The sequence below is a fragment of the Ponticoccus litoralis genome, assembly GCF_039769985.1.
Taxonomy (GTDB): Bacteria; Pseudomonadota; Alphaproteobacteria; order Rhodobacterales; family Rhodobacteraceae; genus Ponticoccus; species Ponticoccus litoralis.
The window spans coordinates 3,402,806-3,422,990 of sequence record NZ_JBDNCH010000002.1; the positions used below are offsets into that span (position 1 = coordinate 3,402,806).

The 20,185-nt window shown below is 66.5% G+C and carries 13 protein-coding genes and 3 pseudogenes; 6 read left to right on the forward strand and 10 right to left on the reverse strand.

Going from position 1 to position 20,185, the window contains the following annotated elements:
• Nucleotides 1-7: 7 nt before the first annotated feature.
• From ABFB10_RS17905 to ABFB10_RS17920, 4 genes and pseudogenes are all read right to left on the reverse strand, one after another.
• Entirely contained in the window at nt 8-883 is an 876-nt protein-coding gene (locus tag ABFB10_RS17905; RefSeq protein WP_347167530.1) for a DMT family transporter, read from the reverse strand.
• Between the two features lie 284 nt (nt 884-1,167).
• Nucleotides 1,168-2,127, reverse strand: a complete 960-nt coding sequence (locus ABFB10_RS17910) for a glucokinase (protein WP_347167531.1) — start codon at nt 2,125-2,127, stop codon at nt 1,168-1,170.
• Between the two features lie 6 nt (nt 2,128-2,133).
• Nucleotides 2,134-3,457: pseudogene (locus tag ABFB10_RS17915) on the reverse strand (GH1 family beta-glucosidase).
• Between the two features lie 8 nt (nt 3,458-3,465).
• Nucleotides 3,466-4,491: a substrate-binding domain-containing protein gene (locus ABFB10_RS17920; protein ID WP_347167532.1), complete on the reverse strand. Its 1,026-nt coding sequence runs from the start codon at nt 4,489-4,491 to the stop codon at nt 3,466-3,468.
• A 251-nt stretch (nt 4,492-4,742) separates the two neighbouring features.
• Between ABFB10_RS17920 and ABFB10_RS17925 the strand changes: the two are divergent.
• The 5 genes and pseudogenes from ABFB10_RS17925 (at nt 4,743) to ABFB10_RS17945 (ending at nt 11,127) form a co-directional block, all read left to right on the forward strand.
• Nucleotides 4,743-6,099: pseudogene (locus tag ABFB10_RS17925) on the forward strand (ABC transporter substrate-binding protein).
• Between the two features lie 57 nt (nt 6,100-6,156).
• Nucleotides 6,157-7,158 carry a carbohydrate ABC transporter permease gene (locus ABFB10_RS17930; protein ID WP_347167533.1) on the forward strand — a complete coding sequence of 334 codons (1,002 nt, stop codon included), beginning with the start codon at nt 6,157-6,159 and terminating at the stop codon, nt 7,156-7,158.
• Nucleotides 7,159-7,169: 11 nt separating this feature from the next.
• The gene (locus ABFB10_RS17935; protein WP_347167534.1) at nt 7,170-8,321 is read left to right on the forward strand and encodes a carbohydrate ABC transporter permease; all 1,152 of its coding nucleotides are present in this window, start codon (nt 7,170-7,172) and stop codon (nt 8,319-8,321) included.
• Between the two features lie 65 nt (nt 8,322-8,386).
• Nucleotides 8,387-10,012 carry an alpha-amylase family glycosyl hydrolase gene (locus ABFB10_RS17940; protein WP_347167535.1) on the forward strand — a complete coding sequence of 542 codons (1,626 nt, stop codon included), beginning with the start codon at nt 8,387-8,389 and terminating at the stop codon, nt 10,010-10,012.
• A 23-nt stretch (nt 10,013-10,035) separates the two neighbouring features.
• Nucleotides 10,036-11,127 (forward strand): ABC transporter ATP-binding protein, encoded by a 1,092-nt coding sequence (locus tag ABFB10_RS17945; protein WP_347167536.1) that lies wholly within the window; start codon nt 10,036-10,038, stop codon nt 11,125-11,127.
• 217 nt (nt 11,128-11,344) lie between these two features.
• On the opposite strand, the gene ABFB10_RS17950 is transcribed toward ABFB10_RS17945, so the two are convergent.
• On the reverse strand, nt 11,345-12,592 hold the full coding sequence (locus ABFB10_RS17950) for a hypothetical protein (RefSeq protein ID WP_347167537.1): 1,248 nt from the start codon (nt 12,590-12,592) through the stop codon (nt 11,345-11,347).
• On the reverse strand, nt 12,537-13,475 hold the full coding sequence (locus tag ABFB10_RS17955) for a vWA domain-containing protein (RefSeq protein ID WP_347167538.1): 939 nt from the start codon (nt 13,473-13,475) through the stop codon (nt 12,537-12,539). The genes ABFB10_RS17950 and ABFB10_RS17955 overlap by 56 nt, the downstream gene beginning before the upstream one ends.
• Nucleotides 13,476-13,661: 186 nt before the next feature.
• On the opposite strand from ABFB10_RS17955, the pseudogene uvrA reads away from it, so the two are divergent.
• Nucleotides 13,662-16,534: pseudogene (gene uvrA, locus ABFB10_RS17960) on the forward strand (excinuclease ABC subunit UvrA).
• Nucleotides 16,535-16,627: 93 nt separating this feature from the next.
• On the opposite strand, the gene ABFB10_RS17965 reads toward uvrA, so the two are convergent.
• The 4 genes from ABFB10_RS17965 to mmsB all read right to left on the reverse strand — a co-directional run bounded on the left by ABFB10_RS17965 (nt 16,628) and on the right by mmsB (nt 20,183).
• Nucleotides 16,628-17,653 (reverse strand): hypothetical protein, encoded by a 1,026-nt coding sequence (locus tag ABFB10_RS17965; RefSeq protein ID WP_347167539.1) that lies wholly within the window; start codon nt 17,651-17,653, stop codon nt 16,628-16,630.
• Nucleotides 17,654-17,763: 110 nt separating this feature from the next.
• Nucleotides 17,764-17,964: a YgaP-like transmembrane domain gene (locus tag ABFB10_RS17970; protein ID WP_206565522.1), complete on the reverse strand. Its 201-nt coding sequence runs from the start codon at nt 17,962-17,964 to the stop codon at nt 17,764-17,766.
• Between the two features lie 109 nt (nt 17,965-18,073).
• Nucleotides 18,074-19,252, reverse strand: coding sequence for an AI-2E family transporter (locus tag ABFB10_RS17975; RefSeq protein ID WP_347167540.1), 1,179 nt, complete (start codon nt 19,250-19,252; stop codon nt 18,074-18,076).
• A gap of 58 nt (nt 19,253-19,310) precedes the next feature.
• Nucleotides 19,311-20,183 (reverse strand): 3-hydroxyisobutyrate dehydrogenase, encoded by an 873-nt coding sequence (gene mmsB, locus ABFB10_RS17980; protein ID WP_347167541.1) that lies wholly within the window; start codon nt 20,181-20,183, stop codon nt 19,311-19,313.
• Nucleotides 20,184-20,185: the final 2 nt, after the last annotated feature.

Sequence of the window (20,185 nt, forward strand, 5' to 3'; positions counted from 1 at the left end):
AACGCTCTCAGGCACCGGTCTCGCCCTCGCGTGCAAGGCGGCGCTCGCGCAGGAAGGTGTAGAGCCCGGCGCAGAGGATGATGGCGGCGCCCAGCAGCGTCATGGCATCGGGCCGGTCGCCGAAGATCAGGATGCCCAGCCCGGTGGTGAAGACCAGCCGCGCATAGCGGAAGGGCGAGACCACCGAGGCCGGGGCCAGCCGCATGGCGGTGGTGATGGCAAGATAGCCGGTGGTGGTGAACAGGATCGCCCCGGCGATGGCCCATAGCGCGGGCGCCTCCAGCTGTGGCGGCAGGCCCTCCATGCTCCAGATCACCAGCCCCACCGGGATCGTCGCGGCGAAGCCCCGGGTCGAAATGGCCAGCGAGGGGATATGCGGCGGCGAAAGCCGCGTCACCAGATCGCGCGCGGCCAGGCTGACGACGCCGAGGATGGCCCAGAACTCATGCCCGGTGAAGCCGGTGCCGAAGGGGCGGATCACCAGCAGCATGCCCAGGATGCCGACGCCCACGGCGGTCCAGCGCCGCCAGCCGACCTGCTCCTTCAGGAAGATCGCGGCGCCCAGAACCACGACCAGCGGCCCGCCCTGCATGATCGCGGCAAAGATCGGCAGCGGCACGTATTTCAGCGCATACAGCAATCCGATCGCGGCGAGGATCTCCAGCCCGTTGCGCAGCATGACCAGCGGATGCAGGGCGTCGCGACCGAAGACCGGGGCGCCCATCGCGCCGGCCAGCGCGACAAAGGCGGCGGTGCCGCCAAGGCTCACCAGCGTCATGACCTGCCCGGCTGGCGCCAGCGCCGTCGAGAGCTTGAAGAAGACGTCGGATCCGGCCAGCAGGGCCATGGCGAGGATCATCAGGGAAATGGCGCGCAGGATCATGGGGCCTCCGGGGTGGTTGCGCGCGGACAAGACGCAGGTTTCCCGCCGGGGTGCAAGAGCGGGGCGCAAACCGGCGCGGCCCCGATCCGCCCGGCTGTCACCGTCAGGTCCGGCGCCCTGTGCCCGGTGCAACACCCCGAGGGCTCGGCCGCCGACGGTCGGCTCGGGGTCGCGCGGGCCCGGGCGATCCCGTGCTTCTTTGGTCCCAAAATACCTCGGAGGGGTCCGGGGAGCCAGAGCCTCCCCGGCTAGGTCGCCTGCCCGCAGGGCAGGCGAAACCACATTCACCCGGGCAGCCGTTCGGCGATATGGCCCGCGCAGCCGCGCAGCCCCGCGTAATCATCCGTCACCAGGTGCACGGGGAACTGTCCCATGAAATCGGCGAAACGGCCCTTGTCGGCGAAGGCCTCGGCAAAGCCCGCGTCCAAGAGGTGGGGCCCGAGGTGGCGCGCCACGCCGCCGACAAGGTAGATGCCGCCGAAGGGCAGGGTGATCAGGGCGAGGTCGCTGGTATAGCGCGCGAGATAGCGCACGAAGATCCGGACGACCCGCGCCGCCCGGGCCTCTCCGGCGGTATAGGCCGCCATGATCGCGGCAGCCTCCAGCGGCCTTCCCGCGCCCTCGTCCTCGCAGGCCCAGGCGTAAAGCCGTTCCAGCCCGCGGCCGGACAGGATCTCTTCGATCCCGGTATTGCCGTGTCGCGCCTGCATCCATTTCAGCAGCCGCATCTCCTCGTCGTTCAGCGCCTGCAGGGTCAGGTGCCCGGCCTCGGCGGCGGGCACCAGCGTCAGCCCGGCCTGCCGGAACACCGGCACGGCGTTCAGCCCGGTGCCCACGTTCACCACCAGCCGGGCGGCATCCGGGGCGGCGGCGGCGCCGGGCAGCACCGGCACAAGGGCGTCGCCGGCGATATGGGCCACCGCGTGGCCCTGCGCCTGAAGATCGTTCAGCACCGCCACGACCCCCGCGCCGGTCGCCTGTTGCAGCGCCGTGGCATCGACGCGCCAGTCGAGGTTCGTCAGCGTGCCGACCCCGTCCTTCACCGGCCCGGCCATGTCGACGCAGGCGGCCTCTGGCCGCGCGTCGTGGCGCGACAGGAAATCCTCCAGCACCGGCGCGATCCCGGGGTGTTCGGCATTGCGGTAGCGCCGGATCGTGTCGGTCAGCACCTGCGGTCCGCGCGCCAGTGCGACGCGGGTGTTGGTGCCGCCGATATCGGCCACGACAGAGAGCGCGTCTCGCATGGGGGGTCAGCCTTTCAGTGCCTCGGCAAGCGCGTGGTAGGATGTTTTCGGCCTGCGCTCAAGCGTGTCGAAATCGACGTGGACAAGGCCAAAGCGCTTCTCGTATCCCAGCGCCCATTCGTAATTGTCCAGCAGCGACCAGATCATGTAGCCCTTCAGCGGCACCCCCTCGGCGATGGCCTGGCGGCAGGCGTCGAGATGCGCGTCGAGGAATTCGCTGCGCCAGGGATCGTCGATCGTTTCACCGTGCAGTTCGTCCGAAGAGGCAAGGCCGTTCTCGGTCACGTAAAGCGGCAGGTCGCCGGTGTAGTCCCGCGCCGTGCGGGTCAGGAAGGCATGCAGGCCGTCGGGGTAGATCTCCCAGTCCATGAAGGTCTTGGGCAGCGGGCCTTCCACGGGTTGCAGATGCGGCCATGGGCCGGGGGCCGGGGCCAGCACCCTGCGCGTGTAGTAGTTGATCCCGCACCAGTCGAGCGGCGCGGTGATCGTGCCGAAGTCGTCCTGCCAGCCCGCCGGCATATGCGGCTCCAGCCCCTCCAGCGCCAGCGCGGGGTATGCGCCCTTGAAAGCGCCGCCCATGAACCAGCGGTTGTAGATCGCGTCGTGGCGGGCGGCTCGCCTGCTGCGCTTCGGGGCTGTCGTCGGCGGGGCTGGCCCATTCCAGGTTGAAGACCCCGCCGAGGTTGCCCATGCCCAGCCCGCGCATCCGCTGGATCGCGGTGCCATGGGCCAGCATCACATGGTGCATGGCCCGGGCCGTCGCCCGGATGTCGCGCAGGCCCGGCGCATGGTGGCCCTCGAAATGCGACAGCCAGGCCACGCACCAGGGCTCGTTGATCGGTGCGACAGAGAACATCCGGTCGCCCAGCCGCCGCATGACCAGTTCGGTGAAATCGCCGAACCACTGCGCCACGTCGCGGTTGCGCCAGCCGCCCAGGTCCGCCAGTGCCGAGGGCATTTCCCAGTGGTAGAGCGTCGCGCAGGGCTTCAGCCCGCGCTCCAGCATGGCATCGGTCAGCCGGTCGTAGAAATCGAGACCCTCGGCATTCGCCGCCCCGCGCCCCTCGGGCAGCACCCGCGCCCAGTTGATCGAGAAGCGGTAGGCATCGAGGCCCGCTGCCGCGACCAGGTCGTGGTCTTCGGCGTAGCGGTGGTAATGGTCGCAGGCTCGCGCGCCGGTTTCGCCCCGCACCACATTGCCCGGCGTCTCGGCGAAATCGTCCCAATGGGTGCGCCCGGCGCCGCCGAAGGACTGGCCCTCGATCTGATAGCTGGAGGTGGCGGCACCAAACAGAAAGCCCTCGGGGAAGTCGGATCGCTTGTGTCGCATGTCTCTCCTCAGCGGCGGGCCGGTCCGGTGGAGCTGCCGATGATCAGTTCGGCCTCCATCATCTGGGTCAGGGGCGGATGCCCCGGCTCGCGGATCAGCTGCAGCAGCATCTCGGCGGCGCGGGTCCCGGCGGCGCGCACCGAGGACCGCGTCGCGGTGAAGAGCGGCACATCCTGCCCGTTCCCGAGATAGCCGAGGTCGTCGTCATGGGTGATCACCGAGACGTCGCGCCCCATCTCCAGCCCGGCGGCGTGGATCGCGCGGCGCACGCCAAGCGCGGCGATCATCGAAGAGGCCAGGAAGGCGGTCGGTGCATCCGGCCCGGCCAGCATCTCCTGCGCGCTGCGAAAGCCGTAGACCTCGGTCATTTCGCCGGACCGCATCAGCGCCGGGTCGGGGGCAAGTCCGCGCGCCGTCAGGGCGGTGACATAGCCCTCGCGGCGGCGGAAGGCGAAGTCCATGAACTCCAGCCCGTTGATCAGCCCGATCCGGCGGTGGCCGAGATCCAGAAGGAACTCTGTCGCCCGGGTGAAGGCGCGCAGGTTGTTGGTGTCGAGCCAGGAATAGGGCGTGTCGATCTGCGACGCGCGGCCATGCACCACGAAGGGCAGGCCAAGCTCTGTCAGCAGCGGGATGCGCGGGTCCTTCATGCGCGGCCCGTGCACGATGATGCCGTCGACACTGCCGCGCAGGCGGATGTTGCGATAGGCGGCTTCCTCGTCGTCGTCGCCGACAAGGCTGATGACGATCTCGTAGCCGGCCCCGGCATAGGCCTGCCCGGCGCCCGAGATGAAGTCACCGAAGATGGGGTTCACCATCTCGTGCTGGGTGGAAATCGGCAGCACGTGACCGATGGCCTGCGCGCGCCCGGTGGCAAGGCCCTTGGCGCGCAGGTTGGGGCTGTAGTGCAGGTCGCGCGCGGCTTTCATCACCCGCTGGCGGGTGGCCTCGCTGACCTCGGGGTAGCCGTTCAGGGCGCGGCTGACCGTGGTCTGCGAAAGCTTCAGATGTTCCGAGAGTTGCTTCAGGTTCATGGCTTCATATGACCCAAAGCGCTTCGGCTATTCAAGGCATTCCATGCACCCGGGTGATGCCGCATCGCGGCGCTGGTAGCTGCGTTGCAGCGTGAAATTCCTTTACGAATAAGTTATGTCTGGTTGACAGGATGGGGCGAGTCAGAAAGTGTGACTGCACTCAAAGCGCTTTGGCTAAAGCGGGTCAGGCGTCCTTGGATTTCAAAAGGGGCAGGTGGCCTTGGGCGGCTGCCCCGGCGGGAGGAGATACCATGAAGAGACGGCTTTATCTCGGCCTGGCCCTTGCGGCGCTTGTCGCGGGCACGGCGCAGGCGCAGGCGCAGACCATGCCGACGCCGGGCGAGGGGCCCTTTGACTGGGACGGCTACGACGCCTTTGCCGAGGCCAGCGATTTTTCGGGCGAAAGCGTCACCATCCTTGGCCCCTGGCTGGCCGGAGAGGCCGAGGCCTTCAAAATTCTGGTGGGTCTGTTCAACGAGGCGACGGGGGCGAACGCCACCTATGTCGGGTCGGATCTCGATGGAGCAGCAGATCGTCATCGACGCCGAGGCCGGATCGCCGCCCAACATCGCCGTCTTCCCGCAGCCGGGGCTGGCCGCCAATATGGCCGCAGGTGGCTTTTTGACACCGCTGGGCGAAGAGACCGCAGGCTGGGTGACGGACAACTACGCCGCGGGCCAGTCCTGGGTCGATCTGGGCACCGCCGCCGGGCCCGACGGCACGGACGCGCTTTACGGCTTCTTCTTCAACGTCAACGTGAAGTCGCTGGTCTGGTACGTGCCCGAGACCTTCGAGGACTTCGGCTACGAGGTGCCCCAGACCATGGAAGAGCTGAAGGCCCTGACCGAGCAGATGGTCGCGGACGGCGAGACACCGTGGTGCATCGGGCTGGGGTCGGGCGGTGCGACCGGCTGGCCCGCGACCGACTGGGTCGAGGATCTGATGCTGCGCACCCAGCCGCCCGAGACCTATGACGCATGGGTCAGCAACGAGCTTTCCTTCGACTCGCCCGAGGTGGTGGGGGCAATCGAGGAATTCGGCTGGTTCGCGCTGAACGACGATTACGTGGCTGGTGGTGCCGGGTCGGTGGCGGCGACGGATTTCCGCGACTCGCCCAAGGGCCTCTTCGAGGCGCCGCCGCAATGCATGATGCACCGTCAGGCCTCGTTCATCCCGGCCTATTTCCCCGAAGGCACAGAGGTCGGTCTGGACGCGGATTTCTTCTATTTCCCGGCCTACGAGGGCAAGGACCTGGGCCAGCCGGTGCTGGGCGCGGGCACGCTGATGGGCGTCACCAAGGACAGCGCGGCCACGCAGGCCTTCCTGCGGTTCCTGCAGACGCCCTTCGCGCATGAGGTGATGATGGCGCAGCCCGGCTTTCTGACGCCGCTGACCGCAGCCAACCCCGAGGCCTATATCGACGACACCCAGCGCGCCCTTGGCGAGGTGCTGACCAACGCGACCACCTTCCGCTTCGACGGCTCTGACCTGATGCCCGGTGGCGTGGGCGCGGGCACCTTCTGGACCGGCATGGTGGAATATGTCGGTGGCAAGTCGGCACAGGACGTGGCGGGCGAGATCCAGCAAAGCTGGGACGCGCTGAAGTAAGGCGGCGGGCGGGGGCCGGACCGGTCCCCGCCACCCGACACCGGGGGAGGAAAGGCCATGCATCCGGCGCTGCTTGGGTTGTTGACCATCGTGATCGGCGTCGGCGCCTGTCTCGGCTATTTCTACTTCTCGAACATGCTGCTGGACCGGGTATTGTTCCCGGCGAAGGGGCCGAACGCCGGGCGCAATATCAACCGCGCCAACATGGTCCGGCCCTGGCTGTTCCTGTTTCCGGCGCTCTTTGCGCTGACGCTTTACCTTGCCTACCCGGTCTTCGAGACCCTGCGCCTGTCCTTCACCAGCCGCGCGCAGGGTGGGGCCTTCGTCGGCTTCGACAACTACAGCCGCATGATGGCCGAGCCGAAGTTCTGGGAGGCGATGCGCAACAACATGCTGTGGCTGGTGGTGGTGCCCGCCGCCTCGACCGCCTTCGGCCTGCTGGCGGCGCAGCTGACCGACCGGATCAAATGGGGCAATATCGCCAAGTCGCTGATCTTCATGCCCATGGCGATCTCTTTCGTCGGCGCGGCGGTGATCTGGAAACTGGTCTACGACGCCCGCCCGGAAGGGTCCGAGCAGATCGGGGTGCTGAACGCGGTCTATGTCTGGCTGTCGGGCGAGGGGCCGGTGCAATGGCTGACGATCCCGTTCTGGAACAGCTTCTTCCTGATGATCGTGCTGATCTGGATCCAGACCGGCTTTGCCATGGTGATCCTGAGCGCGGCCCTACGCGGCATCCCCGAGGAAACCGTCGAGGCCGCCATCGTCGATGGCGCCAACCCCTTCCAGATCTTCTTCAGGATCAAGGTGCCGCAGATCATGTCCACGATCATGGTGGTCTGGACGACGATCACGCTGGTCGTTCTGAAGGTCTTCGACATCGTCTTTGCCATGACCAACGGGCAATGGCAGACGCAGGTGCTGGCCAACTACATGTACGACAAGCTGTTCCGCGCAAACGACTGGGGTGTGGGGTCGGCCTCGGCCATCGTGATCATGGTTCTGGTGACACCGATCCTTGTCTGGAACGTGCGCAACGCGCGCCGGGAAATGCGGTAGGGGGCGGAGAGATGGACACGATTGCAGGCACCAAATCCTCGCTGACATGGGCGGTGCATATCTCTGTCGTGCTGCTGGTGGCGCTTTGGCTGTTTCCGACCGTGGGGCTGCTGGTCTCGTCCTTCCGGACCGCCGACCAGATCTCCGGCTCGGGCTGGTGGAAGGCGCTGGTTCCCACCGAGCAGAGCCTGACCCTGCGCACCGCCGCGCCGTCAGAGCAGGTGCAGGAGGGCGCGCTTTTCGTCATCGAGGGCAATCTCTACGCGCAGGAGGGTGTGGCCCCGGCGCCGATCTCGGCATGGGGGACAAATGCGCGCGACGTGGCGGCCTACCGGCCCGGCGATACCGCCGAGATGCGCGGCGGCGAGCGCATCACGGTGATGGAAAACGGCGATTACCGGCTGGAATCGCAGGTCGAGATGGCGGGGCGGCGCGGCGAGCGGGTCTTTGTCACCGCCACCACCCCGCCCGAGTTCACGCTGGACAACTACCGCTACCTGCTGTTCTCGAACAGCGCCGAGGGCATGGGCAAGGCCTTCTTCAACACGCTGACGGTGACGATCCCGGCGACGATCATTCCCATCGTCGTGGCGGCCTTCGCGGCCTATGCGCTGGCCTGGATGGATTTCCCGGGCCGGGCTTTGCTGATCGCCTTCGTGGTCGGCCTGTTGGTGGTGCCCTTGCAACTGGCTCTGATCCCGCTGCTGAAGCTGCACCTGAATATCGGCATCGGGAAGGGCTACCTGGGGGTCTGGCTGGCGCATACGGGCTTTGGCCTGCCTTTGGCGGTCTACCTCTTGCGCAACTACATGGTCGGCCTGCCGCGCGACATCATCGAGAACGCCCGCGTGGACGGCGCGACAGAGTTCCAGATCTTCACCAAGATCATCCTGCCGCTGTCGTTTCCGGCGCTGGCGAGCTTTGCCATCTTCCAGTTCCTCTGGACGTGGAACGACCTTCTGGTGGCCAAGGTTTTCCTGATCGACGCCACCGGGCAGACCACGGTGATGACCAACCAGATCGTCGAGCTTCTGGGCACGCGCGGCGGCAACTGGGAGATCCTCGCCACGACCGCCTTCGTCAGTATCGCGGTGCCGCTGGCGGTCTTCTTCGCCATGCAGCGTTACCTTGTGCGCGGCTTGCTGGCGGGATCGGTGAAGTAATGCAGGGCGAGAGGCCCGGCCTGTGGAAAGACGGCGGGACAGGCACCCGCCGGGAAAGGACAGAGATGAGCAGCAAACACAAGGACTGGTGGCGCGGCGCGGTCATCTACCAGATCTACCCGCGCAGCTTTCAGGATTCGAACGGCGACGGCATCGGCGACCTCAACGGCATCACGGCGCGGCTGCCGCATGTGGCCTCTCTGGGCGTCGACGCGATCTGGATTTCGCCCTTCTTTACCTCGCCGATGAAGGACTTCGGCTATGACGTCAGCGATTATTGCGACGTCGATCCGATGTTCGGCTCGCTGTCGGATTTCGATGCGCTGGTCGAGATGGCGCATACGCTGGGGCTGAAGGTGATGATCGACCTCGTGCTGTCGCATACCTCGGCGCAGCATCCGTGGTTCATGGAAAGCCGCGCCAGCCGCGGCAACCCGCGCGCCGACTGGTACGTCTGGTCCGACCCGCAGCCCGACGGCACGCCGCCCAACAACTGGTTGTCGATCTTCGGCGGCCCGGCCTGGCAATGGGATGCGCGGCGCGAGCAGTATTACCTGCACAATTTCCTCGTCGAGCAGCCGGACCTGAATTTCCACTGCCCCGAGGTGCAGGACGCGCTTCTGGACGTCACCCGCTTCTGGTTGGATCGCGGCGTCGACGGCTTCCGGCTGGATACGATCAACTTCTACATCCATGACAAGAAGTTGCGCAGCAATCCCGCGCTGCCGCCCGAAAAGCGCAACGCCAATATCGCGCCCTCGGTGAACCCCTATAATCATCAGGAACACCTCTATTCCAAGAACCAGCCCGAGAACCTCGAGTTTCTCAAGCGGTTCCGCGCGCTTCTGGACGAATACCCCGGCACCACCTGCGTCGGAGAGGTCGGCGACGCGCAGCGCGGGCTGGAGATCATGGGCGAATACACCTCGGGTCATGACAAGGCGCATATGTGCTACGCCTTCGAATTCCTCGCCGGGGACCAGCTGACCGCCGCCCGCGTGGCGGATGTGATGGGGCAGGTGGATCGGGTCGCCTCGGACGGCTGGGCCTGCTGGGCGTTTTCCAACCATGACGTGCCGCGCCATGTCACGCGCTGGGATCTGACGCCCGCCGCGCAGCGCGCCTATGCCACGCTGATCCTGACCCTGCGCGGCTCTGCCTGCCTGTATCAGGGCGAAGAGCTGGGCCTGCCCGAGGCCGATGTCGCCTTCGAGGATCTGCAGGATCCCTATGGCATAGAGTTCTGGCCCGAGTTCAAGGGCCGCGACGGCTGCCGCACGCCGATGGTCTGGGAGCAGTCGAACCAGAACGGCGGCTTCACCAGTGGCCACCCCTGGCTGCCGGTCAGCCACGAGCATCTGAACCGCGCGGTGGCCGTGCAGGAGGAAGAGCCGGGCGCGCTGCTGCACCATTACCGCAAGGCGATCCATTTCCGGCACGCGCATCCGGCGCTGATCGGCGGTGACCACGGTGGCGTCTCGCATACCGGCGAGGTGGTGCATTTCACGCGCATCGGCGGCGGCGAGGAGATCTTCGTCGCGATCAACCTCAGCCCCGAGCCGGCGACCATCGCGATGCCGGCGGGGGGCTGGCATCAGATCGGGCAGGAGCTGGGCAGCGCGGCACCGGCGCCGGACGGCAAGCTGCATCTCGGGCCGTGGCAGCCTGCGCTGGCGTTGAAGGCGGGTTAACCGCGGTCGAAGGGGGAGGACCTATGGCCAATCTGAAACTGACGGATGTCGAGAAGACCTATGGCGGGACGGTCAACGTCCTGAAGGATATCAACCTCGACATCCGGCAGGGCGAGCTGATCGTCTTCGTCGGGCCGTCTGGCTGCGGGAAGTCGACGCTGTTGCGGATGATCGCGGGGCTGGAAAAGATCACCGGCGGCAGGCTGGAAATCGACGGGCAGGTGGTCAACGACGTGCCGCCCGCGCAGCGCGGCATCGCCATGGTCTTCCAGAGCTACGCGCTGTATCCGCATATGACCGTGCGCGAGAACATGGCCTTTGCGCTGAAGCTGGCGAAGAAGCCGGCGGCAGAGATCGAGGCCTCGGTCGCGCGGGCGGCGAAGATGCTGCAGCTGGAACCCTACCTCGACCGCCTGCCCAAGGCGCTCTCGGGCGGGCAGCGGCAGCGGGTCGCCATCGGGCGGTCCATCGTGCGCGAGCCCAAGGTCTTCCTCTTCGACGAGCCCTTGTCGAACCTCGACGCGGCGCTGCGGGTGGCGACGCGCATCGAGATCGCGCAACTGAAGGAGCAGATGCCCGACCGCACGATGATCTACGTGACCCACGACCAGGTCGAGGCGATGACGCTGGCCTCGCGCATCGTGGTGCTGGCCGACAAGGGCATCGCGCAGGTCGGTGCGCCGCTGGAGCTTTACGAGAAGCCCAAGAGCGAGTTCGTGGCGCGCTTCATCGGCTCGCCCGCGATGAACCTGCTGCCCGGGAAGGTGACGGCGACCGGCGCGCAGACCACCGTGGCGCTGGAGGGCGGCGGCACGGCGGTCTCGGATTATCCGACGACCGATGCCGACAGCGGGCTGGCGGTGAACGTCGGTATCCGGCCCGAGGACTTCGTGACCGCCGAGCCGGGGCAGGCGGCCTTTACCGGAACGGTGGCCTTCACCGAGGCGCTGGGAGAGGTGACGCTGCTGTACTTCGGGAAGGCTGCGGGGCAGGAGGCGGTGATCGGCAAGCTGCCGGGTATTCACCGCGACATGCGCGGGCGGCAGGTGTCGCTGAGGGCGGCGCCCGGGAAGGTGCATTTGTTCCACGAGGGGCGGTCGCTGCTGTATCGCTGAGAAGGGTGTCGCCTGCCCTGCGGCAGGCGACCGGGGGGCTTTGCCCCCGCGCGCTGCGCGCGCTCCCCCAGGATATTTAGGGACAGAAGAAGGGCTGGTCGCGCCGATTGTTCGGGCTTTGCCGGGACCGGGGCGGGCCGACCGGTATGGGGTCGGCCCGTTTGGGGTCATTCGATGGTCACGGCCTGTCTGGCGAGGACCTTCTTGTCCTGACCGGTCACGTAGCGGACCTCGTAGTTGCCGGGCAGGTCGGGGAGCTTGACCTGCAGCGGGCTGTCCTCGGAGGTGTAGGTATAGGCGGCATACTTGTTGTCCGGGTCGCCCGCGACCGCGACGGAAATGAAGTCGCCCTTGTAGTCCGGCCCCTCCCGAGGTCACGCCGAGGCGAGCCGCCGCGCGGGGCGGTCGCGGGGGCTTCCACCGTGGCCTCGATCGGGGTCAGGGTGATGGTCTTGCGGGTCAGGGCGACCTTGCCGTCGCTGGCGGCGATGTAGCGGATCTCGTAGTCGCCGGGCTCGATGGGCAGTTGCAGGAGCGCCGGGTTGCCGTTGCGGGTATAGGCGTAGAAATCGTAGCCCTCGTTTTCGGCCTTGCTGACGGAGATGTAGTCGGGTTCGTAGCCGGGGCCCTCCCAGCCGACCAGGATCGGGGCGCCGGCGCGGGCGGTCTCGGCCACGTCCAGCGCGGCGGAAACCGCGCCGACCTCGACCGTGCGCGAGGCCAGAACCGTGCGGTCCTGCCGCATCACGTAGCGCAGTTCATAGGTGCCGGGCGCGGCGGGCATGGTGACCGAGGCCGGGCTGCCGTTGCGGGTATAGGCATAGGCCTCGTAGCCGTTGTCGCCGGGTTTCGCGACCGAGATGTAGTCGCCGTCGTAGTTCGGGCCGTCCCAGGTCACCGGCAGGGCCGCGCCTGCGGCGGCGGTCTCTGCCGCGTCCAGCGTCACGGCGACCTCTGTCACCTCGACGATGCGGCTGGCCAGCACCGTGCGGTCCTGCCGCATGACGTATCGCACCTCGTAGGTGCCCGGCTTGGGCGGCATGACCAGCTGCGCCGGAGAGCCGTCGCGGGTATAGGCGTAGTTGATGTAGCCGCCTTCCTCGAGCGGGGCGACGGAGATGTAGTCGCCGTCGTAGTTCGGGCCTTCCCATGTCACGGGGATCGTGGCGCCGACCGGGGCGGTTTCGGCGACCTCGATCGAGGCGGGCGCGGGCGTGACCGTCACCGCCTGCGTCGCCAGCACCGTGCGCCCGTCGCGCATGATGTAGCGGATCTCGTAATCGCCGGCCTCGGGCGGCATGACCAGCTGCGCGGGCGTGCCGTCGCGGGTGTAGGCGTAGTTGATGTATCCAGTGTCATCCAGCGGGCTGACGTCGATGTAATCGCCATCCGTGTTCGGGCCGGTCCAGTCAACCGGGATGGTGGCGCCGGCCAGTGGCCTCTGCCGGGCCGCTGACGGTGGCATCGGGCAGAAGCGAGGGCAGCACCAGCGTCACGGTCTGCTCGGCGCCCGATACGTCGAAGGTGGCCTCTGCGGTGGATTCGTCCAGCGGGCGCATCACCGAGACGCTGTAGCGGCCATCGGTCAGCGCCTTGGTCAGGGTTGCGCCCGGCTCGAACTCGGCCAGCATCTCTTCGCCGCGCTGGATGTCCCACATCAGCGTGTCGGTGCTTTGCGGGCCGTTCTCGCCCTCGATGGCGACGAAGGTCACCGTGTAGGAGGGCGCCGCCTGCGTGACCTCTTCGAGCGCGGAGCCCAGTTCCGTGGCATTGCCAGCCGAGAGGAACTGCCCGCCGGTCTCGTCGGCAAGGCACTGCATCTGGCGCCGCGCCTCGGGATCGGTGACGTCGAAGCCCACCACGTGCACGGTCAGGTTGATGCCCGCCTGTTCCAGCGCCCGGGCGGCGGCACAGGGGTCGGGGTTGCAGGTCTCGATCCCGTCCGAGACGAGGATCACGGTGGCCGCCTCCTCGGTGTACTTCAGCGCCTCGGCGGCCTGCACCACGGCGTCGGTCATCGGCGTCTTGCCGCGCGGCTGAAGCGCGTTCACCGCCGCCGCGATCTGCGCCCGAGAGCTGTCGCCGGGCTGCACCAGCGTCTCGATGTCGCTGCAGTCGCCGCGCGTGCGGTGGCCATAGGCGGTCAGGCCGATGCGCTGGCTTTCGGGCAGGGTGTTCAGCAGGTCGCCGACCACGCCCTGCGCGATCTCGATCTTGGTCACGCCCTCGATCTGGCCCCACATCGACCCCGAGGCATCAAGCACGAGGATCGAATTGGCATAGTCCTGCCCGGACGCGGCAAAGGGCAGCGCGGTCAGCGCCGCCGCATAAATCAGGCGAGCCTGCATGGTGAAATCTCCCGGTCGGTTCACGTGCGGGCACAGTGGCGCAGCGCCGCCTGTCCGGGCAAGGACGGAATTCCTGACCGTCCTTTTGGCATCGCGCAAGTGTTCCTGTTGCGTTCTTCTTTTCCGATTGGCGCCGCGAGTCATTTCAACTATGTCTTAACCACTGCCGAGACCGGGGAACGAGCGATGCCAGAACTCAAGCATATCGAGGTGCGCGGCGCGCGCGAGCATAACCTCAAGAATATCGACGTGGATATTCCGCGGGATGAGCTTGTGGTGATCACCGGGCTTTCGGGCTCGGGCAAGTCCAGCCTCGCCTTCGACACCATCTATGCCGAGGGGCAGCGCCGCTATGTCGAGTCGCTTTCGGCCTATGCGCGGCAGTTCCTGGACATGATGGAAAAGCCCGATGTGGACCACATCAGCGGCCTGTCGCCGGCGATTTCCATCGAGCAGAAGACGACCTCGAAGAACCCGCGCTCGACCGTGGGCACGGTGACCGAGATCTACGATTACCTGCGGCTGTTGTTCGCCCGGGTCGGCACCCCCTATTCGCCCGCCACCGGCCTGCCCATCGAGGCGCAGCAGGTGCAGGACATGGTCGACCGGGTCATGGGCATGGAAGAGGGCACCCGCGGCTATCTTCTGGCGCCGATCGTCCGCGACCGGAAGGGCGAATACCGCAAGGAATTCATAGAACTGCGCAAGCAGGGCTTTCAGCGGGTGAAGGTGGACGGCAGCTTCTACGAGCTGGACGAGCCGCCGACGCTGGACAAGAAGTTCCGCCATGACATCGACGTGGTGGTCGACCGGATCGTGGTGCGCGAGGGGATGGAGACCCGGCTGGCGGACAGCTTCCGCACGGCGCTGGACCTTGCCAATGGCATTGCCATCCTCGAAACGGCGCCAAGGAGGGTGAGCCCGAGCGCATCACCTTCTCCGAGAACTTTGCCTGTCCGGTCAGCGGTTTCACCATTCCCGAGATCGAGCCACGGCTGTTTTCCTTCAACGCGCCCTTCGGTGCCTGTCCCGAGTGCGACGGTCTGGGGGTAGAGCTGTTCTTCGACGAGCGGCTGGTGGTGCCGGACCAGACGCTGAAGATCAAGGACGGCGCGCTGGCGCCCTGGCGCAAGGGCAAGTCGCCGTATTTCCTGCAGACCATCGACGCCATCGCGAAACACTACGATTTCGACAAGAACGCGCGGTGGAAGGATCTTCCGGCGCATGTGCAGCAGGTGTTTCTGTACGGCTCGGGCGAGGAGGAGATTGCCTTCCGCTACGACGAGGGCGGGCGCATCTACAATGTCACCCGCGTCTTCGAGGGTGTCATTCCGAATATGGAGCGGCGCTATCGCGAGACGGATTCGTCCTGGATCCGGGAAGAGTTCGAGCGGTATCAGAACAATCGCCCCTGCGGTGCCTGCGGTGGCTATCGCCTGCGGGAAGAGGCCCTGGCGGTGCGGATCGGGTCGCGGGATGACTTGAGGCACGTCGGGCAAGTCGTTGAAATGTCGATCAGGCAGGCCTTCGACTGGTGCCAGACGGTGCCCGCCAACCTGACCAACCAGAAGAACGAGATCGCCCGCGCCATCCTCAAGGAAATCCGCGAGCGGCTGGGGTTCCTGAACAACGTGGGGCTGGAGTATCTGACCCTCTCGCGCAATGCGGGCACGCTGTCGGGGGGCGAGAGCCAGCGCATCCGGCTGGCCAGCCAGATCGGGTCCGGCCTGACCGGGGTGCTGTATGTGCTGGACGAGCCCTCTATCGGGCTGCACCAGCGCGACAATACGCGGCTGCTGGATACGCTGAAAAACCTGCGCGATCAGGGCAATACGGTGATCGTGGTCGAACATGACGAGGAAGCGATCCGCGAGGCGGATTACGTCTTCGATATCGGGCCGGGTGCCGGGGTGCATGGCGGGCAGGTGGTGGCCCATGGCACGCCCGAGACGATCACCAACGACCCGGCCAGCCTGACCGGGCAGTATCTGGCGGGCACGCGCGAGATCGCGGTGCCGACGGTACGGCGCAAGGGCAACAAGAAAAAGCTGAAGGTCGTGAAGGCCACCGGCAACAACCTCAAGGAGGTCACGGCAGAGTTCCCGCTGGGCAAGTTCGTCTGCGTGACCGGGGTGTCCGGCGGCGGCAAGTCGACCCTGACCATCGAAACGCTGTTCAAGACCGCCTCGATGGCGCTGAACGGTGCCCGCCAGACGCCCGCGCCCTGCGAGACCATCAAGGGGCTGGAACATCTGGACAAGGTCATCGACATCGATCAGCGCCCCATCGGGCGGACTCCGCGTTCGAATCCAGCGACTTACACCGGGGCCTTCACGCCGATCCGCGACTGGTTCGCCGGTCTGCCAGAGGCCAAGGCGCGCGGCTACAAGCCCGGTCGCTTCTCGTTCAACGTCAAGGGCGGGCGCTGCGAGGCCTGTCAGGGCGACGGCGTGATCAAGATCGAGATGCACTTCCTGCCCGACGTCTACGTCACCTGCGAGACCTGCAAGGGCGCGCGCTACAACCGCGAGACCTTGGAAATTCGCTTCAAGGGCAAGAGCATAGCGGACGTTCTTGATATGACGGTCGAGGATGCGCAAGAGTTCTTCAAGGCGGTGCCCTCGATCCGCGACAAGATGGATGCGCTGATGCGCGTGGGGCTTGGCTATATCAAGGTCGGCCAGCAGGCGACGACGCTGTCGGGGGGCGAGGCGCAGCGGGTGAAGCTGTCGAAGGAACTGGCGAAGCGGTCCACCGGCCGGACCCTTTACATCCTTGACGAACCGACCACCGGGCTGCACTTCGAAGACGTGCGCAAGCTGTTGGAAGTGCTGCATGAACTGGTGGAGCAGGGCAATTCGGTCGTGGTGATCGAGCACAACCTCGACGTCATCAAGACCGCCGACTGGTTGATCGACATTGGCCCCGAAGGCGGCGACGGCGGTGGAGAGATCGTGGCGACCGGCACACCGGAACAGGTGGCCGAGGTCGAGCGCAGCCACACGGGCCGCTACCTGAAACCGATGCTGGAAGCCCGGAAGAAGGTCGCGGCAGAGTAAGCCGCGCTCTTTTCGGTGCGGCTGTTGCGGCAGACATGAAAAGGGACCCCGAAAGGGGTCCCTTCGTCGTTCACGGGCTGGAAGAGGCGCGGATCAGAGCACCGCGCGCGCGATCCGGATCAGTTGCAGCATCTCGTACTCGCTGTCGCTGAGGCGCAGGATCTGCCCGTTCACCACGCTGTAGTTCTGCCCATCGGCCAATTGCGGCAGGCGATACAGGCTCATCAGCTCGCGTTGCGTCAGGGCGGCGGTCGGCGCGACGCGCAACCCGTCGTCCAGCCGCGCGACCTCGGCCAGCTCGTTCAGCAGCAAGAGCGCGGTGTAATCGTCCCGATCAAGCAGGATCGGCAGACCGTCGATCAGCGCGTAGCGCTGCCCCTCGGGCGCGGGCGCAAGCCCGTAGAGCTCGGCAATCTCGTCCGAGCGCAACAGAAGCCCGTCGACCCCGGGGATATCGTAGGCATCCAGAAGCGACCTGCGGCGCTCGATCCAGATCTCGTCGTAGCGGTCCGCGTCGTAGCCCAGCCATTCCTCAGAGGTCACGCCCTTGCGCGCGAGACCGGGCGGAACGCAGGGCGGATCCTTCTTGGCCAGACCCGGCGGGCAGTTGGCATAGCCGATCAGTTCGTCGTCGGGCACATCCGCCACCACAAGCTGCGGCGTGGCGAGGGCCAGCGCCGCCAGGCCGAGGATGCGGACCATGTCGCGGCCTTCGGGGGCGGAGGTGCCGACCAAGCGCCTGACCTGCTCCTGCCGTTCGGGCTCGCTCCATTTGGGACCGGCCTTGGCTTTGGCCTTGCCCTGCCCGTTGCCGTTCTCGGTCGCGGCGGGTTTGCCGGGTTTGTCCGGCTTGCCGCCAGCCGCCTGGGGATTGCCGTTTCCGCCAGGCTTGGGCTTCTTGTTTCCGCCGGCATGCTCGGGCTTGCCCTTGGCCTTCTCGGGCTTTCCGCTCCCCTTGACCAAGGGCTTATGGCCGTTTCCCTTCTCGTTCTTCGCGAGCCAGACGGGGTCACTCGCCACGGCGGTGTCGCCCGCATGGGGCTGGAAGAGCGGATTTGCGGACAGGGCAGAGGTCGTCAGCGCAAATGCGACGACGCTTCCCAGAATGATCTTTTCCATGAGCGATGCCTTTCCTTCGGGGGGCAACGCAGGTCGCAAAGATTGCGTTCCCCCGAAGGGGGCCGAGAAGAGAAAAATTGTCCTGCAGCGGGCGGTCCGGCTGCCGGGCGTTATCTATTCTTGCAGGTGTTGATCCCCAGCAGCCGGTAGGGCGGACAAGAGCCCATGGCTGCGGTGGCCAACATCAGCAGGCCCACGATCAGGGCCAGCCATTTCAGCCCGCCCGCGAGCGTGAAGAATAGGATCATGGCCACGACACCGATCACGGCGCGGATAATGCGGTCTGTCTGGCCCATGTTCTTTGCAAACATCGTAAGATCTCCTGGGTTGGGTACCTCCACGCAGCCTAAACGAATTTTATAATTTGAATATGATGTGAATCAAATCCGCAGGATCGGGGCAGGCGGCGGCGCCCTGCGGTCAGCCGCGATGCGCCTCCCGCCCGGCCTCGATATGGGAGGACGCCAGACCCTCGACCGGAGCGGGCTGCGGCATCACCGTTGTATCGTCGACGTCGAAATCCTCTTCGGCCTCGGCGCCGCCAAGAAAATGGCCGACATTGTGCAGGGGCGCGATCTCGTCGCAGAAGATCTTGATGACGATCAGGATCGGCACCGCGACGATCATGCCGATGATCGACCAGATATAGGCAAAGAAGGCCACCACAAGGAAGAGGATCGGCGCATTCAGCCGCATCTGGCGCGACACCAGCGAGGGTGTGATCAGCTGGCCTTCAAGGCCGGTGGCCGCAGCGTAAGAGGCCCCCGCGCCGACGAGTACCCAGAAGGACTCTCCCTGAGAGAAGGCCAGCAGCACGGCGATGCAGGTGCCGACAAGCCCGCCGACATAGGGCACGAAGTTCAGGGCGAAGGCCATGACGCCGATGACCATGTATTGCTCGATCCCCCAGAGGTACATCAGGGTGCCGACACTCAGGCCCAGCCCGGCGTTGATCACCGTGATTGCGCCCAGATACTGGCCCAGCCGCAGTTCGATGGTTTCCACCACCTCCAGCGCGCGGGACTTGTCCTCGACCCGGTCGAGCGACTCGATCATGCGGCGCAGGAAGAAGTCGCCGGAGGCGAGCAGGAAATACAGGAAGATGATCGCGAACAGCACCTGGCTGAGCACCATGGGAGCAAGGAAGAGGATCTGCTTGGAGGCAGAGCCTTCCTCGACGACCTCGACCTTCATCTTGCCGTCGCCGTCCTCGTCGGTATCGATCATCGCGTTCATGGCGTCGGCGGCCTCGGCCACGGCGCGGATCGGGCTGTCGGACAGGCTGCCGATCTCGCGCTGGACGTCGCGCACCAGCCAGGGCAGGCGGCGCAGAAGATCGCTGACCGGCTCGGCAAAATAGATCAGCGCGCCGACCACCAGAAGCAGGATCAGCAGCGTGAACCCCAGGGCGACCAGACCGTTCGGCAGCCCGCGCTGCGACAGCCAGCGGCGCGGGCGGCTGAGCACGAAATAGGCGAGGATCGCCGAGGTCACCGGGATCAGGAAACTGGCGCCGCTGGACAGGCCCTGCACGAAGAGAATGAGAAAGATCCCGACCAGCGGGATCGCGATGGTCTTTGGTGTGTGTGTGGCTGACATCAGCTCCCCCGAGGTTGCCAGCCAACGCGCCGGCACCGCAGGGGGTTCCCGGCGCCGGTCAGCCCCGGTTCAGTTTCTCGAAACGCGGCAGCATGGCCGAGAAATCGCGGCCTGCGCCGTCCTCGTCCTCGACGAAGCTGCGATACAGATCCGTTGCGGCGCGGCCCATCGGGGTCTGCGCATGGGCGGCCTCTGCCGCCTGCTGGGACAGCCGCAGGTCCTTCAGCATCAGCTCGGCGGCGAAACCGGGCTTGTAGCCGTTGTCGGCGGGGCTTTGCGGGCCGACTCCCGGCGCCGGGCAATAGGCGTTCATCGACCAGGAATAGCCCGACGAGGTGGAAACCACATCGAACATGGCCTCGCGGCTGAGGCCCAGCTTGTCGGCCAGCGCGAAGGCCTCGCAGGTGGCGATCATGGTGACCCCGAGGATCATGTTGTTGCAGATCTTGGCAGCCTGACCGTTGCCCGAGGCGCCGCAGTGAACGGCCTTCTGGCCCATGATCTCGAACAGCGGCCGGGCGGTCTCGAAGGCCGTTTCGTCGCCGCCCACCATGAAGGTCAGCGTCCCGTTGGTCGCGCCGACGGTGCCGCCGGACACCGGCGCGTCGAGGGTTCCGAGGCCCGCGGCCCCCGCCAGTTCCGCCACCGCCCGGGCCGAGGCCACGTCGACGGTGGAACAGTCGAGCAGCACCGCGCCCTCGGTCATATGCGGCACGATCCCGGCGACGACGTCGCGCAGGATCTCGCCGTTGGGGAGCATGGTGATGACCACCTCGGCGCCGGCCACGGCGTCCTCGGCGGTCCGGGCCTTGGCGACGCCCTCCGCCGTGGTGCCCGCGACGTCGAAGCCGGTGACGGCGTGCCCCGCCTTGGCGAGGTTGGCGGCCATGGGCGCGCCCATGTTGCCCAGTCCGATAAAGGCGATCTGCATGG

Coding starts and splice junctions, on each gene's coding strand:
- ABFB10_RS17905 (WP_347167530.1), bottom strand. CDS start 883: ATGATCCTGCGCGCCATTTCCCTGATGATCCTCGCCATGGCCCTGCTG.
- ABFB10_RS17910 (WP_347167531.1), bottom strand. CDS start 2,127: ATGCGAGACGCGCTCTCTGTCGTGGCCGATATCGGCGGCACCAACACC.
- ABFB10_RS17920 (WP_347167532.1), bottom strand. CDS start 4,491: ATGAACCTGAAGCAACTCTCGGAACATCTGAAGCTTTCGCAGACCACG.
- ABFB10_RS17930 (WP_347167533.1), top strand. CDS start 6,157: ATGCATCCGGCGCTGCTTGGGTTGTTGACCATCGTGATCGGCGTCGGC.
- ABFB10_RS17935 (WP_347167534.1), top strand. CDS start 7,170: ATGGACACGATTGCAGGCACCAAATCCTCGCTGACATGGGCGGTGCAT.
- ABFB10_RS17940 (WP_347167535.1), top strand. CDS start 8,387: ATGAGCAGCAAACACAAGGACTGGTGGCGCGGCGCGGTCATCTACCAG.
- ABFB10_RS17945 (WP_347167536.1), top strand. CDS start 10,036: ATGGCCAATCTGAAACTGACGGATGTCGAGAAGACCTATGGCGGGACG.
- ABFB10_RS17950 (WP_347167537.1), bottom strand. CDS start 12,592: ATGCCACCGTCAGCGGCCCGGCAGAGGCCACTGGCCGGCGCCACCATC.
- ABFB10_RS17955 (WP_347167538.1), bottom strand. CDS start 13,475: ATGCAGGCTCGCCTGATTTATGCGGCGGCGCTGACCGCGCTGCCCTTT.
- ABFB10_RS17965 (WP_347167539.1), bottom strand. CDS start 17,653: ATGGAAAAGATCATTCTGGGAAGCGTCGTCGCATTTGCGCTGACGACC.
- ABFB10_RS17970 (WP_206565522.1), bottom strand. CDS start 17,964: ATGTTTGCAAAGAACATGGGCCAGACAGACCGCATTATCCGCGCCGTG.
- ABFB10_RS17975 (WP_347167540.1), bottom strand. CDS start 19,252: ATGTCAGCCACACACACACCAAAGACCATCGCGATCCCGCTGGTCGGG.
- mmsB (WP_347167541.1), bottom strand. CDS start 20,183: ATGCAGATCGCCTTTATCGGACTGGGCAACATGGGCGCGCCCATGGCC.